The sequence below is a fragment of the Winogradskyella sp. 4-2091 genome (assembly GCF_045765065.1).
GTDB lineage: Bacteria > Bacteroidota > Bacteroidia > Flavobacteriales > Flavobacteriaceae > Winogradskyella.
The window spans coordinates 1-17,724 of record NZ_JBJKOD010000011.1; the positions used below are offsets into that span (position 1 = coordinate 1).

Consider the following 17,724-nt stretch of genomic DNA (forward strand, 5'->3'; position numbering starts at 1 on the left):
ATCTCAATTGAATTTGGATTTTCACTTTAATAATTGAATTCATTGAGTTTGTGACGAACACATCAATAATAGTGATGAATATTTTAAACGTTTTTGTTGTAGATATTTGTATGCTATTAAAAATAGTATTTTTGTAAAAACCTTATGTGTTGATTAACTATAAACATTCATTTTTAGTTGTTTTATTACTAACTATATTTTTCTTTAGTAATGCGCAGGAATCCATTTATAAACACTATGGCGTTGATGAAGGTTTGCCAAGTTCTGAAATTTATGATGTCTATCAAGGTAAGGATGGAAATATTTGGTTTGCTACAGATAAAGGATTGTCTCTTTATAATGGTTATGAATTTAAAAACTTTGACATTAACGATGGACTACCAGGCAATGTAGTACTTCGTTTTTACCCACAAACAAATGGTCAAATTTGGTGCTATACCTATCATAATCAAGCGTTGTTTTATTTTAACGAAACTTTTTATGGATTTACTGCATATAAGTACAATAACAGGTTACAAAAGGAATTTAGTCCTTCGAGTATTATAAAAAGTTGTTTTATTGATGAAACTAATACAATACATATTGGTGGTACAAATATAAATGGCGAGTTACTGATTAGCAAAGATGGAGAAGTTACCAAAAAAACATACTAGTGATGCTTATTTTCGTTTTGATTTTTTTCCAGAGCGCTACGTTGTTCTAAATAAATACTCTGAAGAATCTATATCTTATTTTACGTCTTCAGATAAGGACGTCTTATCTAATCGGTTTTACAAAAGAAGAGGTATTGGAACACACTTATATGCTTCTTGGCTCATACCTAATAAAAAAGCCATTTTTATGGATGGAGATTCCATTGAAATTATTAGTGATAAAAAACACATTAAATTAAGGAACTCTAATAGCAAAGCACTTGGCATAAAAGTAATAGATAGTACACAGTTTTTTATTGGCTATTTATTTGGTGGTAGTAAAATATTAAATGACAAAGGTGAGGTTGTCAAAGCATTTTTAAAAGGTAAATCGGTTACTAATTTCTTAATTGATCACGAAGGTGGTTATTGGTTTACAACCTCAAATTCAGGTGTTTACTATATTAAGAATCCATTAGTTTCTATTAATTTATTTCCTAATGGTAACACTTCGTCTCATATAAATTCTTTAATAAGAAAAAATAAAGATCTCATCGTTGGTTTTAGAAATGGAACGGTAGCCACAATTACTTCTGATAAAACGATAACCTATACAAAATCGAATACATCTAATGCACCTTCAGCTGCTTATGTAGAATATGATTCCATTCTTAATACAATATATACAGCCAGAAATAATTTATTTGAGTTTAACCATGAAACACAGCATGATTTCTATTTAACCAAATTATCAGAACCCGTAATTAACCAAACTATATATGCGAGTAACCCAAATGGTTTATTAGATTTAAGAAAAAATGAACTTATAAAACTTCCCAAACGTGTACAAGATGTCTGTATTTATAAAAAAGATACTTTAATAGGAACACCTTTTGGATTGTTTAAGAAGCATAAAGACAGTTTAGTGACTTTATCTCATCAATCCGAATTATTAAACTATAGAGTAGAAGACATTGATTTGAGTAAAAACGGAGAATTGGTATATATCGCTACGCAAGGAAAAGGTATTGTAGTTTATGGAAAGGACGTATATAACATCTCAACAAAAGAAGGTCTTACAAGTGATGTAATTAAAGAAATTTTTGTAGACAATGATTCCACTATTTGGGCATGTACAAATAAAGGTTTAAACCGAGTAGCGTTTAATGAGTATGGTTTTAATATTACAAGTATTGATAAAAATGCTGGTTTATTAAGTAAGGAAGTAGAAGATGTTGAAATTATAAACGACACCTTATGGGTTGGTACAAAGGATGGATTATGTTATTTTCCAAAACGCGCTTTGGACTATAAAGAAATTAATTCTAGTTATTTAAAATTAGAAAAAGTTACTGTTAATGATAAAGATTATCTTAATGAGGATACACCTAAATTATCTTATAAAGAAAACAAAATTACGCTTTTAGTTCAAGGTATTTCTTTCGCCAATAATAGTAATATAGAATATCAATATAGATTAAAAGAAGTTGACCAATCTTGGAACACTTCTAAAAGCCGAATTATAAGTTTTCTTAACCTAAGTCATGGCACATACACATTTCAGGTTAAAGCTTGTATTGGAAATACTTGCTTTACAGAAGAACAAATAGAATATAAATTTATTATAAAACCACCATTTTGAAAATCTGCATGGTTTTATAGTTTTTGTTTTATTGCCTTTGTTGGTTTAGTCTATCTTTTCTTTAAAATAAGAGTTCTGTCTTATAATAAAGATATTACAAGAGAATTTATTCGTTTACTTGTAAAGAGATTAAAAGGCGATGATAAATTTTTAGAAATAAGAATGAATGGCGAGGATATTAAAATACCAACTAACGCAATATTATACATTAAATCTTCAGGTAATTATTTAGACATTTTTACAGTTTCTAAAACCTACACCATACGTTGTAAAATTGGAAACTTTATAGCTACAACACCATACGCATTAGAATATTTGCGTATCCACAGTCTTATATTATTAGAATAGATAAAGTTACTGGCAAATCTAAAAATTCAGTAACCATAAAGGAGCAAACTATTCCGGTTGGAGAAACTTTTTTAGATCAATTAGATAAAATACACTTCTAAGTCAATTTTTTTTCTGAAGACATACTTTCTTCTAGCGCTCAGGCTAAACGGTCATGTTTTTCCGTTGTAAAACACATTCTTTTAATCAATTAAAATAAAAGTTTCATCACTAATTTATAGGGTATCCGTCACAAACACAATGTTTATAGCGGTTTTGGTGTTAACAATTAAATAAGTTTGATCCATATAATTAAAACCTACAATATTTTATGCAATCAATTAAACGCAATTTAAAACGAAATCAATTGAAAAAAGTAACCTACAAAATGGTGCTTGTAATAGGCTTCTCTTCTCTAATTGCATGTGGAGGAGGCTCAGAAAAACAACCAGCAATTGCAGACGGTTTTTCGGATATAGAAAATGATATAAAAAATGAATTTGGGAGCGATGCTTATTACACGGATTTAACTATAACCTATAAAAAATCTATTGGCAATATTATTGGTGTTACAGTAACTGAAGATCTAAGCACTTTAAAAATAATTTTAGCCATAAACACTTTAATTACATACTAATTAAATAATTTTTCTGAAACATTTTATCATAAATATCTACACTAAACATATATAGTTGTGAAGGTTTTTTAGATATACCAACTTGTTTCTCATCTAAAGCAATTATGTATTTTTTATTAATTAGTTTTCTTCTAAAGTTTCTGTTATCAATATCTATACCAAGAATAGATTGATATAAATCCTGAACCTCATTGATAGTAAATTTATCTGGAAGTAATTTAAAAATAATTGGCTCAGACAAACATTTTACCTTTAAATCTTCATACGCTTCTAAAATAATATTTTTATGATCGAAACCAAGTTCTGGTAAATCATTAATAGGAAACCACTTTGCTCTATACTTGTTTTTGTTTAAATCTACATCTTCTGTTTTTAATAAAAAGTAATAGGCTATTGTAATTGTTCTCAGATTAAATTCTTCATTTTTAATCCAAACGAGATCTTTGTCACCCATTAATCGATCTGGACTTCCAAATGCTTTAAACTGTTTTTTATATTGATTAGTTAAACCTGTTAATTCTTTTAGAACTCTAGTTGCCGTCTCATCTAAAGTTTCATGTTGATAAACATGATATCCAGTTAATACATAATCATCTACCAAGATTTCGTTTTTAGATTCTAGATAACGTTTTATTAATAAAACATTTAAAGACTTAGTTTTTAGATCATATCCAAAAACAACACAATCCACAGATATATTCAATATTTTTTCGAATTCCATAAACTAATTTAAATACAAAAATAACTAAATGTTTTGTTTACTTCAAAAAAAACAATAATTAATAAACGTCAAAAGTACATTAAATGTGTATTACATCAAATACAATAAAAACTTAACATATTAATTATTTGACAACAATATATTATCATAAACACAAATAAATTACAAATAATTTGGTTATTACTATTTTTTTACAGTACATTTGAAAAACAAGCGTACTTATGACGTTTATAAAAACTAACTAATAAACTAATATAATATGGAAACAAATTTTAAAAGGCGTAGTGATGATCTATCATTAATTAATGTAAATTTTCAACTTAAATCTAAATCCCCAACTAAATCGATTTTATTTTGTTTTATAATGCTCCTATGCATAACATTTGCTGATGCTCAAGATGAAAAAATCGAACAATTTGAAAACGACAAATCTGATTCTACAATGATGGAAAATTATAAGCCATTTAAGTTTGGAGCTCATTTAAAAAACATGCATACCTGGCATGGATTCGTTGTGCAATCGGGTCCAATATTTGCAACTAATTTAGAATATAATACTAGAAATAAGAAGTTTACTTTTGGTTTTTGGGGAGGAAGTAGTTTTGGTACTTCTGGCAATTCTTATAAGGAATTTTCAATTTATGCGGTGTATAGATTTACGGATAAGTTTTTTACAGAGATAGTAACACATAATAATTATACAGGAGTTGAAGAGCGAGGAGAAAAACTTCATTATTGGGCATACGACAAGACAACTAGCTATAATTTTGTTGATGTAAATTTTGGCTATAATTTTAATAAATTCTCAGTATATTATGGTATCATACTTTTTGGTCAATCTCAAGATGTTGCCAAAGATTCAAGTGGAGCCTTATTATACGATGCAAATGGTAATTTAGAAGATAGTTGGACTAACTACGCTGAAGTAAAAGCTACTCTTTATGAAAAAGAAGGCTATAAATTGAGTGGTTTTGTAGGTGGAGCTTGGTCTTTTCATACAGATAATACGTTTTACACGCAACATAAAGGGAATATTATTAATGTAGGTCTCGCTTTAGCTAAAGACGTAGATGTTATTGGTTATAAGCTACCAGTGGAAGTTACTGCTATGTGGAATCCAGAAAAGCAAAAAACAGTACTACAATTAGATATTACTTTATTTTAAAAAACAATAAACAAACAACAATAAACAAACAATAATATAAAGACAACAATTATGAAAACACTAAATTTTAAATCCGCTTTAAAAAGTATGTTATTACCAATAATGGTATTAGCATTGATGGTAAACTTAACTGGTTGTGTAGAACAAACAGCTACAACCGACGAAAATGTAAATAGTGCTGAAGACACAAGTGAAGTTGTAAAAAGTACTATAGACTTAAAAGGAAAGAAAATAGGATATGCAACACCTTCATTAAATGCACCTTATTACCAAGCTTTATTACAGAGTATAAAAGCTAGTACAGAAAAAAATGGAATGACATTTTTGTCAGCTGATGGCCAAAATGATATAAACAAACAAATTGCTGCAGTAGAGGATTTAATAACCAAAGGCGTAGATGCTTTATTATTAAATCCTAAAGATCCAGATGCATTAGTAGGTGTAACTAAAATAGCTAAAGCAGCTGGGATTCCTGTATTTATTATCGATAGTTCTATTGATCCATCTGCGGATTTTGTAACCACTATTCAGTCAAATAATCACGCAAATGGAGCTTTAGCAGGAGAATGGGCTGCTAAAAAGTTTGGAAATAAAAAAATGAATATAGCTTTATTAAGTGGTAATGCTGGTAATCCTGTAGGAAGAACACGTAAGCAAGGTTTATTAGAAGGTATTACAGAAGAACAACTAAGAACACAAGGAAAAATTAATTTAGATGTAAGAACGCAGATGTATACCGAGTGGTCGTATGCTGGTGGTTTAAAAGCAATGGAAGATGTTTTAGTTGCCCATCCTGATATTAATGTAGTTATTACAGAGTCTGATGTTTGTGTATTAGGTGCTATTAAAGCAATTAAGCAAGCCGGAAAAACTGATGATATTTTAATTGTAGCAGGAGCTGATGGACAAAAAGAAGCTATAAAATATATAATGGATACAGATTTTTACGGTTGCACAGCAATGAATAGTCCAGTTCAAATTGGCAAAAATGCTGTTGAATACGCTATTCAATATATGAATGGAAAAAGAGATTTTCCTAAAACCTCATTTACACCACCATTATTAATCACTAAAGAAAACGCAGCAAAGTATTACAACCCAAAAGCATTATTTTAATATAAAACTTATTTGATATGAATAATTCAGAAAGTGAATACCGAGTTGAAATGACCGGAATATCAAAGAGTTTTGGTGTTGTTTCAGTACTCGAAAATGTAAATTTAAAAGTAGAGCACGGAGAAATCCATGCTTTACTTGGCGAAAATGGAGCTGGCAAATCAACATTGGTAAAAATATTAAGTGGTGTCCATCAAAAAGACGGTGGCAAAGTATTGCTTAATGGAAAAGAAATTAATCCTAAAAACACCCACGACGGGCAGGTTTTAGGTATTAGCGTAGTATATCAAGAGCTATCTTTAGTAAATGATTTATCAGTTGCAGAAAATATTTATTTACACAAATTAGGTGCAAGTAAATTTTGGATGAACTGGAAACAACTCATTAAAGATGCACAAGAACTAATCGACTCTTTAGGTTTTGAAATTGATGCTTCCGCAAAAGTGCGAGAATTAAGTATTGTTCAAAAACAAGTCGTAGAAATTGCAAAAGCATTATCAGAAGACACTAAAGTTCTCATTTTAGATGAACCAACTACTGTTTTTGACCCTACTGACACTCAAAAATTATTCGACAACCTATTCAGACTAAAAGAAAAAGGAATCTCAATTATTTACATTTCTCATCATTTAGAAGAAATATTTAAAATTGCAGACTCTGTTACCGTTCTAAGAGATGGACTTGATACAGGAAGTATGTCAACAGCAGAAACAAACACTGATGGCGTAATTAGATTAATGATTGGTAGAGAGCTTACTGACTTATATCCTAAACGTGATGCGAAAATCGGTAATAATCCTATTTTCGAAGTTAAAAATTTAACAGCAAGAGATAACCTAGTTCATAATGTTTCTTTTAATGTTAAACCAGGGGAAGTACTTGGAATTGCTGGTTTAGGGGGAAGTGGGAGAACAGAAACAGCAAAACTTATTTTTGGAGCAGACAAGAAAAAGTCTGGAATTTTAATGTTAGATGGTAAAGAAATAAAAACTAAATCACCTGTAGATGCGGTTGCTCAAGAGATTGGTTTTGTTTCAGAAGACCGAAAAGAAGAAGGAGTCTTTTTACCGTTATCTATAAGAAGAAATATAAGTGTTACTAGCTTTAGATCTATTTCCGGTAAACTAGGCTTTATTAATACAGATAAAGAGTATAAAAAAGTTTTAGGTCTAATAGATAAGTTAAACATTAAGGCTCCAAACTCCGAGGTTGATGTTAAAAATCTATCTGGTGGAAATCAGCAAAAAGTAGCCTTAGCAAAATGGTTAAGTATTGATAGTAAGATAATTCTTATTGATGAACCAACTCGTGGTGTAGATGTTGGTGCAAAAGTAGAAATTTACAACCTAATTAACGAAGTCGCTAAGAAAGGGGTTGGCGTAATAGTTATTTCTTCAGATATGCCAGAAATAATGGGGATTTCAGACAGGATACTTGTAATGCATAAAGGTACTATTTATGGAGAATTAGCAAAAGAGAAATTCTCTGAAGAAAATATTTTGCGCTATTCTATTGGAGAACCAATTAAATAATAATTCATTAAATAAACGAAATTATGGCTTTAACTATAAAAGAACAATTTAGTAGTCCTGGTGGCATACTAAAGTTTTTAATAAAATATAATACAATATTTATTTTCATATTACTGGTTGTTTTTTCAGCAGTAATATCAGATGTGTTTTTTACATCAGTAAATTTATCTAACTTATTAAAACAAGTTTCAGGTATTGGAATAATTAGTATAGGTATGCTAATTGTTATTTTAACTGGTGGTATTGATTTATCCGTAGGATCTATGGTAGCATTGTTAGCTGTTACATTTGCTATATTAGTCAATACAGTTGTCTTACCTATTGCAATTGTACTTACCATTATAATAGGATTTTCATTAGGCAGTGTTGCTGGTTATCTCGTTGCTTTTCAAAAAATGGCACCATTTATAGCCACATTAGCACTTATGACTGTTGCTCGTGGCTTAGGTTTTATTTATTCAAAAGGTTCACCAATTACTTTTAAGACACCTGGAGGAGAATTCATGTCTAATTTTGCAAATAATTCTATTTTAGGTATTCCAAATATTGCTCTTGTATTTTTCATTATCGTAGCTTTTGCCGCTGTGATGTTAAGATTTAATGTCTTCGGACGACTCATTATAGCGATGGGAAGTAACGAAGAAGCTTCACGATTATCTGGTATCAAAGTAAATAAATATAAATTTTTAGTTTATGCTATTTCTGGCTCATTAGCTGCAATTGCAGCAATTATTGTTGCTTCTAGAACAAATTTAGGATCCCCAAATATGGGTATGGCATGGGAATTAGATGCTATAGCTGCTGTTGTTATTGGTGGTGCTAGTCTAAATGGAGGTAAAGGATCTGCTATAAATACTTTAATGGGTGTTTTAATTTTAGGTCTCATAGGAAATATACTTAATTTATTAAATGTACCATCTTATCCGCAACAAGTTGTAAAAGGGGCAATTATAATTTTTGCAGTGTTATTGCAACGTTTTGACAATAAATAACTTTTAATTATTCAAGAATTCTCAATGAAAAATTTTAAATTAAACAATCAAAATATATCTCAATTTAGCGAGATCGTTTCTATCCCTAAGTATGATAGATCTAAAGTAAAAACAGGGATAGTTCATGTTGGTGTTGGTGGCTTTCATAGAGCACATCAGGCACTTTACACAGATCAATTATTACACGATAATTCTGTTACTGATTGGGGAATTTGCGGTGTAGCTTTATTAGACTTTGATCAAAAAATATATAATACGCTTAAAGACCAAGATGGATTATATACTTTAATACTAAAAGAACTAGACGGTTCATTAACTAGACGTGTAATAGGTTCTATCGTAGAGTATTTATATGCTCCAGAAAACCCAATGGTTGTTATTGAAAAAATGGCGCATCCAGATGTAAAAATAATTACTCTAACTATTACAGAAGGCGGTTATAATTATAATGAATCGACAGGAGAATTTGAGTTTAAAAACCCAAATATTATACACGATCTTGATAATCCAAAAGCTCCAAAAACAATTTTTGGATTTTTAACTCAAGCCTTAAAATTAAGGAAAGAAACAGATAGAAGTGGTGTAACTATTCAATCTTGTGATAATATTCAAGGAAATGGTCACATTACTAAAAAAATGGTTTTAAGTTATATTGAGGTTGCTGCCCCAGAAATTCTGACTTGGGTTAAAAACAATGTCTCTTTTCCAAACAGTATGGTAGACAGGATAACACCTGTAACTTCGCCATTAGATATATCCAAACTAAAAGAAGATACTGGTATTGAAGATGAATGGCCAGTTGTTTGCGAACCATTTAAGCAATGGGTTATCGAAGATAATTTTATTGCTGGTAGACCACAATGGGAAAATGTAGAAGCGCAATTTGTTAAAAATGTAGAGCCTTATGAAAAAATGAAGTTAAGTTTACTTAATGCTGGTCATTCAATTTTAGGGATTTTGGGAGCTTTAATGGGGTATACTACTATTGATGAGTCCGTTAGTAATGCATCAATTAGTAATTTTCTAAGAATTTATATGGGTAACGAAGTGACTCCCACCTTAGACAATTTAAATGGTATTAATCTTAAAAACTACAAACATTCATTAGTGCAGCGTTTTGGAAATGAATACATAAAAGATCAGATTGATAGAATTTGTTCCCAAAGTTCTGCTAAAATCCCAATATTTATTATACCAACTATAAAATCCCAATTAAAATATAAAGGAAGTATTAAGCATGCAGCTTTTTTGATTGCTGCATGGGCAAAATATAGTTTAGGTAAAAATCAATATGGAAAAGAATTGAACATTATTGATGTTATGAAAGAGTCATTAAATGAAAAAGCAATATTAGCAAAAGAAAAACCTGAAGAGTTTTTAGAATTAGAAACCATTTTTTCAAATCTAAAAAACGATCCGATTTTTGTCAGCACATATACAAATGCTTACAAAAATATTTCAGCGTATGGCATACAAAAAAGTATAATAGATATTAACAGTACTATATTAAACGAAATATAAATGAAAGACTTGGTTTGTTATGGAGAAGTGCTCTGGGATGTATTTCCAAAGCATAAAAAAATTGGAGGAGCTCCATTAAATGTTGCCATACGGTTACAATCACTAGGTAACAATGTTGAAATAATTAGTTGTATTGGTAAAGATAAAAGAGGGGATAAAATAAATACGTTTTTATTAGATCAAGGTATAAATACCGATAATTTACAGGTTAATGAGAAGTTAAAAACAGGAAATGTAAAAGTTATACTGAACCAAAAAGGTTCGGCTTCTTACGACATAAAATTTCCGAGAGCGTGGGATAATATTCAATTAACAGAAAGTGCAAAACATAGCGTAAAAAATGCAGATGCCTTTATTTATGGTAGTTTGGTTGCAAGAGATGATACATCTAGAAACACATTATATCAGTTATTAAAAATAGCTAAATATAAAATATTCGATATAAATTTAAGAGAACCTTATTACACTATTGATTTATTAAAATATTTAATGAATGAAGCAGATTTTATTAAATTTAATGATGACGAAATTTTTGAAATTGGCAAAGCTTTAAATTCAAAAACGCATTCTTTAGAACAAAATATAAAATACATAGCCTCGATTACAAATACACAATCTATTTGTGTTACCAAAGGTAAACATGGGGCTATTCTTTATTATAACGAAAAATTTTACTATAACAGTGGTTACCAAATTGAAGTTATAGATACAGTAGGTGCGGGAGACTCTTTCTTAGCAACTTTAGTTGATTATTTAATAAACAGTAAGAATCCTCAAGAAGCGATTAACATTGCTTGCGCTGTTGGTGCATTAGTAGCAGGAAGTGAAGGGGCTAACCCCAAATTAAATTTAGAAATTATCAATAAATTTGTTAATCAAAACTGAATTTTTAATAATTAACTATCTTCTATTTATTATACAAATTAGCTATTTCTTAATTAAAATATAAAGGAAGTAAAATAGAATGATGATAAAAACTATATTATAAAATTAATAATTTTTTACTTTAAAATTAATCCAACGTAAATAATAATAATAATAACAATTCATCATACTTATCGTACAGTTCAGAATTATATAATACACTTTCATTTACAGTTAACATATTTTTGACTAATATTAATATTTTTTTAGTTAGAATTATGGAAAATATAAAAAGGAAAACTAGCAAAGGCAAGCAAGTATTTAGAGTATTGTTACTTCTTAGTACCTTTATTTCCTTATGGTTTGTCCCTTGGATATTATTAAAAGCATGGATTCTACCTTTACCAGAGACAGTTCAAGCGCAAGTAGAGCAATCATTGAGTTATGGGTTCGATGGTGTTATTGTATATGTAGATGAAGCCGGAAAACCACCAGCATTTTATACCGCAGGATATCATAATACAAAAGAGAAAATACCTGCCAGACCTGATGCCTTATTCAAAATTGCGAGTATTAGTAAGTTGTACGTTGCTGTGTCCATTAGTCAATTAGTTAACGAGGACCAAATTTCTTTGGATGAAACTGTAGCATATTATTTTCCTGAGCTTAAAGATAGAATAGAGAATTCAGATAAAATTACAGTGAGGATGATGGTTCAGCACCGAAGCGGCATTCCTAATTTTACTGATAATCCAGAGTATTGGGAAAACCAACCTAACACCAATATAGACGTGCTTAAATATGCGCTAGATCTACCAGAAAACTTTGAACCAGACCAAGAATACGGCTATTCTAATACCAATTATTTATTGCTTTCTAGAATAATTGAAAATGTAACAGGTCTTAACCGACAAGACTATTTTAAAAAGAGAATTTTTACACCTCTTGGTCTCAATAATACGTTTGGTTCAATTAGTGAAGTGAAAAATTTGGATAACGTGATGAGTGGGTATTATGTTGGTTTAGATGACGATTTTAAAACAGAAGACCAAGGTATGATAGCCACAGCAGAAGATGTTGGGATATTCTTAAGAGCTTTAAATGATGGTAGCTTACTTAATGAGGAAGAAGTGAAAATTTACGCATCACTTTATGAATTTAATCATGGTGGATTGGCAGCTGGTTATCAATGTATGGCAGAATACCATAAAGATATTGATGCTGTAGTTATTCAATTTATGAATACAACGGATTTTGAAGGTTACCAATGGAATTTATTAGAAATAACACATAGTCGTGTTGTGAAAATTTTACGGAAGGCAAAGGAGTAAAAGCACTATTTGTGCAACGCTGTAACAAATTAAGAAGTATCTCTTCGATTTATAAATAAATCAATCAATCATGACAGAATCAATCGAAAGTAAATATAAAACCTGGAAAACAATTTTTATATTTCTCGGGCTTGTAATTGCATTAACTTCACCTTTTCATTATGCCATAGTCAATTTATATCCATCAAGAATCTATGTTGGAGCAATTATGTGGTGTCCTGCAATAGCTGCAATTATTACTTTAAAAATTAAAGGACGTAAAATTTCATCTTTAAACTGGAATTGGGGAGATTGGAAATATATACGATGGTCCTATTTTGTGCCTGCCGTATATGGCGTAATCACATATTTATTAATCTGGATTTTTGGATTCGGAAGCTTAGCTAATGAAGACGTAATTACAGAATGGGGAAAAGAGCTTGGTTTGTTTGGCATAGGAACTTTAAGCCCAACAGCAATAACAATCATCGCTATTATTTTATTAGGCACTGTTGAAGTGATAAGAGCTTCGGCAACAACTTTAGGAGAAGAAATAGGATGGAGAGGATTTTTTATATATGAATTAAGAAAAGTACTGTCCTTTACTGGTGTTTCTATTTTTAGTGGAATTATATGGGCTGCGTGGCATTGGCCACTGTTGGTTTACTATAGTAGTAATGTGTTATTAGAATTCATAACATTCTTTATTGTAATCATTTCTATGTCATTTGTTATGACTTACTACACTTTTAAATCTAAAAGCCTGTGGCCTGCCGTAATTTTTCACGCCGTAAGTAATGTCTATATCCAAAAAATAATGCCTTCGCTAACCATAAAAGTAGAAGGAACTGAACATTGGCTTGGCGAAAACGGAATTATGTTCGCCATAGTAACCTTTGTTTTTGGGTTATACTTTTGGAGAAAGGCAGTAAAAGAGAATTTATAGAAATAAAAATAGATCATCAATCAATCAATCAATCAATCAATCAATGAATCAATCAAAATCAGTATGACAGTTTTAGTAGTAGGCGCAAGTGGTGCCACAGGACAAAAATTAGTAGAACAATTACGTCTTCAAAAACATAAAGTTAAAGTCATCGTTAGGTCACCAGAAAAATTACCAAAATCATGGCAAAACGATGCTCATATTCAAATAATTTCTGCAAGTGTTTTAGATTTAAGTGATAGCGAAATGTGCAATATTGTAAGGGGTTGTAATGCAGTGGCATCTTGCCTTGGACATAATCTAACGTGGAAAGGAATTTACGGACAACCAAGAAAATTGGTTACAGATGCTACAAAACGGTTATGCAACGCCATAAAAGCAAACAATCCACAAACGCCAATAAAGTTTGTTCTAATGAACACTACGGGAAATAGAAATAGAGATCTCAATGAACCTATTTCATTTGCACAAAAATGTGTCATTGGGTTGCTTCGTATATTATTACCACCTCATGTAGATAATGAAGCAGCAGCAGATTATTTAAGAACTGAAATTGGGCAAAATAATACTGCAATAGAGTGGACAGCAGTGCGGCCAGACGGATTAATTAACGAAGACGAAGTCTCTGAATATGAGGTTTACAAGTCGCCAACACGAAGTGCCATTTTTAATGCCGGAAAAGTAAGTCGAATTAATGTAGGTCATTTTATGGCTAGTTTAATTACAGATGATAGCTTATGGGCAAAATGGAAAGGTCAGATGCCTGTCATTTATAGTGTATCACATTAGGTATTATCAATCAATCAGAATTCATCAATCAACAAATTAAATCAATCATGTTTTTTAAATCAGAAGAAGGAAAAACAGAGATCCTCGAACTTTATAATCAAAAATTACAAGAACTCAACATTATTTATACGGAAGAATGTATAGATACACAATTTGGAAAAACTAATGTTATCATAACTGGGAATGCTCAGTTGCCACCATTAGTACTTATTCATGGTACAGGTGGTTGTGCGCCATTAATTTTAGAATCCTTTTCGGATCTTTCTAAACATTATCGTGTATTTGCTGTAGATGTTTTGGCTCAACCAAATAAAAGTGATGAGCATCGCTTAGACATAAAATCCTTAGACTATGGTCATTGGCTATTAGAAGTAATTATTAAATTAGGTCTTAAAAATGTTACTTTAGTTGGGTTTTCATTTGGCGGACTTATTAGTCTAAAAGCCCTTGAGTTTAGTCAAATTCCTATAAAAGAAGTATTTCTTATTGCTCCTGTTTATATTGTAAATGGAAACCCATTTGTAAACATATGGAAACTATTTATTCCATTAAAAAAGTTTATTAAAACGAATGATAAAGAACAGATTACTAAAGTGATGAATGCACTTTTTTCAGAGTATGATGATTTTGCTCTTAACTTCTTATCGAGAACGTTTCAATATTGCAATATGGATTTCTCATCATTACCAATTATAACTAAAAATAGTGCAAAGGACATTGATACACCAATTACAATCTTTGCGGCTGAAAATGATATTATTTTTCCAGGTAAAAAAATGATAAAAAGAGCTAAACGATTATTTCCATCATTAGAAGAAGTTATTTTATTAAAAGGCTCTAAGCATGTGCCTAATAAAACGGATTTTAAAATAATAGAAGAAACTATAATAAACGCAGCAGAAACATCTATAAATAATGAGTTCAAAAGCTTTACGAGATAATGTCAGCTTTTGAACAAATTATTTAAAATAAGGTAATAATTTTAAAGTTGAATGCAAATTATGAACCTTGAGAATTATCAATATTTAATTCTAAATTCTCATTATGAGAACTACCTAAACTATGATGGCGGTTTTCTTCATCAGAAAGCTTAGCATTTGTTAAAGGTCTCGATGCTCTACTACTAGGTATATCTAAATCTTTAGCGGCAAAATCTGGTTCAATTTCTCGTTTTTTAAGAATTTCATCGTCACCATTATCTTGTCTTAGATTTCCAGACTTATCGCCAAGTATGTTTTCGTCTTCTTTAGTGATTTCAGAATTATAAGATTCTTTATTTTTTTCATTTTTCATAATATTTTGTTTTGAGATGAATTCAAATTTAGAATTTAACTACCGCGTATATTGACGTTAAACCTTAAAATATTGATGCTTTTGATAAATGCGACGCGCGTTTAATAACCTCTCTTTTCATAATGAAAGTTTGGTTGATGTCATCCTTTTTGCAATAAAAATAGAGTGTTTATACATCGTTAACAATTCATCATTTTAAATCAACAGTTCAGACATTAAACTTCAAAATCATCAATTAATCTTGAGAAATTTGAAAAATCATTAATCAATAATTAATTAATCAAAATCAATTTAAAAACGAACAATTATGAAAACAATTAAAAAACAAATTATGTTAAGAATGGCTTGTGTAGCCTTTGTATTATTATCGAGTATAACATATGCACAAAACACAGAATCAAAATTAGAAAGCACTACAGTAAGAGAAGGATTTATTATAGAATTCGTAGTAGGAGGAGGTGTTATCAGTGTAGAAGATTGTGAAGGCATCCAAACTTTTGATAAATCTCAAGGTTCATTTATTTTTCCAGATTTAAAATTGGGATACATGTTAAATGACAAACTGGCTATTACTGCCGCAATGCCAGGAGCGATTTACGAATTTCAGGATAACGACAGACACTTTGGTAGTTTTATACCTTCTGTACAATATTGGGTAAAAGACCGTTGGTGGATTCATGGTGGAATTGGCCTAGCTATTGATGCACCAGCATTGTATGATATAAAAGACGATGTCAATGATGATTGGAATTTTGGATGCGCAGTAATGGCAAGTACAGGTTATGAAATTTACAAAAAGAAAAATTTCGCACTTAATTTACAATCAAATTTAGTGCTTGGTCGTGCAAAATTAGATGGCGATGCGCATAGAGATGCCGTTACTTTTAATATCGGATTAGGGTTTAGCTGGCTCTAGGTTAGAATTAACAAATTCACTTAAATTTTTATTATGAAAAAAACAATATTTACGTTGATTTTGTGCGGACTAACTTTTATCGCGAAATCACAAAACACAAGTGTAGAAAAATCAATATTTGGATTACAAACTGGAGTATTAGGAATCTGGGCATATAATGAAGCAAGACTTTCAAATACCATAGCATTAAGAACAGAACTTGGTTTTGATTTTGGTATTTGGGAAACTACTTTTTACGATGATTATGATGCTCCATTTCTATTAACACCTGTTATAGTTGTGGAACCAAGGTTCTATTACAACCTCAAAAAACGCTCAGAAAAATCAAAAAGAATTGATGGTAATAGTGGCAATTTTATTGCTTTAAAAATGGGCTACCATCCAGATTGGTTTGTCTTATTCAATAAAGACAATGCTCCTGTTGTGAGTGATTTTTCCATTATACCAACTTGGGGAATTAGACGAAATTTAGGCAAACATTTTAATTATGAAGCAGGTCTTGGAGCAGGATTTAGTCACACATTTGCTAAACGAGCTGGTTATTCAAAGGACAAGAGTGAGATGGAATTAAATATGCACTTACGTATAGGGTATAGATTTTAACTTAAAAAAAGAAAATACTAAACATTAATCTATTACCGTGTATTCTATTGCTAGCACTTATTTGAAAAAAATGAAACGATTAACCAATTTTATTGAAAAGAATAGTTCAGGAAAAAAAGTTTTAGGACTTTTTATCTTGACAAATGTTGTTTACATCTTTATGCTCACTGTTACAATTCCTAAAACAATGGAATTCTCTAACGGAATGAAATTACTGGATATGATGCCTATAGGTTATGATTTAAATTATGTAAGTGAATTATTCAGTTTGCTTGGAGAAAATGGACGTTTGACTTATCTAACTAACCAAATACCTGTGGATATGATTTATCCTCTACTATTCGGACTCTCTTACTGTTTGCTTTTGGGATATTTCTTAAAAAAACTGAACAAATTCAATTCCCCTTATAGCTTTCTCTGTCTATTACCCATAATTGCCGGGATTGCAGACTATTTGGAGAATTTCGGAATTATTACAATGCTTAAAAATTATCCTGAATTGAAAGAGGCTACAGTTTATGCAACCAATATATTTTCGGTTATAAAAAGCATTTCAACAAGTATATTTTTTATTGCATTGATAGTAATATTAATAGCACTTGGAATTAAAGTATTAAACAAAAAAATTAAATGAAAAAAGCGTCATGGATGACTATATAGGCTTTATTTTCGGGGTTTCTATTTTTTACTATTGAGTTCATGAATCTCGCATACTCTA

19 protein-coding genes are annotated in these 17,724 nt (G+C 30.3%); 17 read left to right on the forward strand and 2 right to left on the reverse strand.

Annotated features, from left to right (window positions below; translation table 11 throughout):
• The first annotated feature begins 149 nt into the window (after positions 1-149).
• The 4 genes from ACJBCC_RS13440 to ACJBCC_RS13455 all read left to right on the forward strand — a co-directional run bounded on the left by ACJBCC_RS13440 (position 150) and on the right by ACJBCC_RS13455 (position 3,238).
• On the forward strand, positions 150-653 hold the full coding sequence (locus ACJBCC_RS13440; RefSeq protein ID WP_407557463.1) for a two-component regulator propeller domain-containing protein: 504 nt from the start codon (positions 150-152) through the stop codon (positions 651-653).
• On the forward strand, positions 625-2,274 hold the full coding sequence (locus ACJBCC_RS13445) for a triple tyrosine motif-containing protein (RefSeq protein WP_407557464.1): 1,650 nt from the start codon (positions 625-627) through the stop codon (positions 2,272-2,274). Before ACJBCC_RS13440 ends, ACJBCC_RS13445 begins: the two co-directional genes overlap by 29 nt.
• A gap of 162 nt (positions 2,275-2,436) precedes the next feature.
• On the forward strand, positions 2,437-2,622 hold the full coding sequence (locus ACJBCC_RS13450; RefSeq protein WP_407557465.1) for a hypothetical protein: 186 nt from the start codon (positions 2,437-2,439) through the stop codon (positions 2,620-2,622).
• A gap of 346 nt (positions 2,623-2,968) precedes the next feature.
• The gene (locus ACJBCC_RS13455; RefSeq protein WP_407557466.1) at positions 2,969-3,238 is read left to right on the forward strand and encodes a hypothetical protein; all 270 of its coding nucleotides are present in this window, start codon (positions 2,969-2,971) and stop codon (positions 3,236-3,238) included.
• Here ACJBCC_RS13455 and ACJBCC_RS13460 read toward each other — a convergent pair.
• Positions 3,228-3,959, reverse strand: coding sequence for an NrtR DNA-binding winged helix domain-containing protein (locus tag ACJBCC_RS13460; RefSeq protein WP_299099935.1), 732 nt, complete (start codon positions 3,957-3,959; stop codon positions 3,228-3,230). The two genes, ACJBCC_RS13455 and ACJBCC_RS13460, sit on opposite strands and share 11 nt — an antisense overlap.
• Before the next feature lie 259 nt (positions 3,960-4,218).
• Here ACJBCC_RS13460 and ACJBCC_RS13465 point away from each other — a divergent pair, with 259 nt between their 5' ends.
• From ACJBCC_RS13465 to ACJBCC_RS13510, 10 genes are all read left to right on the forward strand, one after another.
• The gene (locus ACJBCC_RS13465; protein WP_407557467.1) at positions 4,219-5,124 is read left to right on the forward strand and encodes a hypothetical protein; all 906 of its coding nucleotides are present in this window, start codon (positions 4,219-4,221) and stop codon (positions 5,122-5,124) included.
• Between the two features lie 51 nt (positions 5,125-5,175).
• A complete protein-coding gene (locus ACJBCC_RS13470) occupies positions 5,176-6,240 on the forward strand; it encodes a substrate-binding domain-containing protein (RefSeq protein WP_299099939.1) in 1,065 nt (354 codons plus the stop codon).
• A gap of 17 nt (positions 6,241-6,257) precedes the next feature.
• Positions 6,258-7,772, forward strand: a complete 1,515-nt coding sequence (locus ACJBCC_RS13475; RefSeq protein WP_299099941.1) for a sugar ABC transporter ATP-binding protein — start codon at positions 6,258-6,260, stop codon at positions 7,770-7,772.
• A gap of 23 nt (positions 7,773-7,795) precedes the next feature.
• Positions 7,796-8,764: an ABC transporter permease gene (locus ACJBCC_RS13480; protein ID WP_299099943.1), complete on the forward strand. Its 969-nt coding sequence runs from the start codon at positions 7,796-7,798 to the stop codon at positions 8,762-8,764.
• 24 nt (positions 8,765-8,788) lie between these two features.
• The gene (locus ACJBCC_RS13485) at positions 8,789-10,285 is read left to right on the forward strand and encodes a mannitol dehydrogenase family protein (RefSeq protein ID WP_407557468.1); all 1,497 of its coding nucleotides are present in this window, start codon (positions 8,789-8,791) and stop codon (positions 10,283-10,285) included.
• Positions 10,286-11,170, forward strand: a complete 885-nt coding sequence (locus tag ACJBCC_RS13490; protein WP_299099947.1) for a carbohydrate kinase family protein — start codon at positions 10,286-10,288, stop codon at positions 11,168-11,170.
• 257 nt (positions 11,171-11,427) lie between these two features.
• A complete protein-coding gene (locus tag ACJBCC_RS13495) occupies positions 11,428-12,480 on the forward strand; it encodes a serine hydrolase (protein ID WP_299099949.1) in 1,053 nt (350 codons plus the stop codon).
• Between the two features lie 70 nt (positions 12,481-12,550).
• Positions 12,551-13,405 carry a CPBP family intramembrane glutamic endopeptidase gene (locus ACJBCC_RS13500; protein ID WP_299099950.1) on the forward strand — a complete coding sequence of 285 codons (855 nt, stop codon included), beginning with the start codon at positions 12,551-12,553 and terminating at the stop codon, positions 13,403-13,405.
• A gap of 63 nt (positions 13,406-13,468) precedes the next feature.
• Entirely contained in the window at positions 13,469-14,194 is a 726-nt protein-coding gene (locus tag ACJBCC_RS13505) for an NAD(P)-dependent oxidoreductase (RefSeq protein WP_407557469.1), read from the forward strand.
• A gap of 47 nt (positions 14,195-14,241) precedes the next feature.
• Positions 14,242-15,135 (forward strand): alpha/beta fold hydrolase, encoded by an 894-nt coding sequence (locus tag ACJBCC_RS13510; RefSeq protein WP_407557470.1) that lies wholly within the window; start codon positions 14,242-14,244, stop codon positions 15,133-15,135.
• A 58-nt stretch (positions 15,136-15,193) separates the two neighbouring features.
• Here ACJBCC_RS13510 and ACJBCC_RS13515 read toward each other — a convergent pair whose 3' ends face one another.
• Entirely contained in the window at positions 15,194-15,487 is a 294-nt protein-coding gene (locus ACJBCC_RS13515) for a hypothetical protein (protein WP_407557471.1), read from the reverse strand.
• Positions 15,488-15,794: 307 nt separating this feature from the next.
• On the opposite strand from ACJBCC_RS13515, the gene ACJBCC_RS13520 reads away from it, so the two are divergent.
• From ACJBCC_RS13520 to ACJBCC_RS13530, 3 genes are all read left to right on the forward strand, one after another.
• Entirely contained in the window at positions 15,795-16,403 is a 609-nt protein-coding gene (locus ACJBCC_RS13520; protein ID WP_407557472.1) for a hypothetical protein, read from the forward strand.
• A gap of 33 nt (positions 16,404-16,436) precedes the next feature.
• Positions 16,437-17,006, forward strand: a complete 570-nt coding sequence (locus tag ACJBCC_RS13525) for a hypothetical protein (RefSeq protein WP_407557473.1) — start codon at positions 16,437-16,439, stop codon at positions 17,004-17,006.
• 70 nt (positions 17,007-17,076) lie between these two features.
• On the forward strand, positions 17,077-17,640 hold the full coding sequence (locus ACJBCC_RS13530; RefSeq protein ID WP_299099962.1) for a hypothetical protein: 564 nt from the start codon (positions 17,077-17,079) through the stop codon (positions 17,638-17,640).
• Positions 17,641-17,724 lie beyond the last annotated feature (84 nt).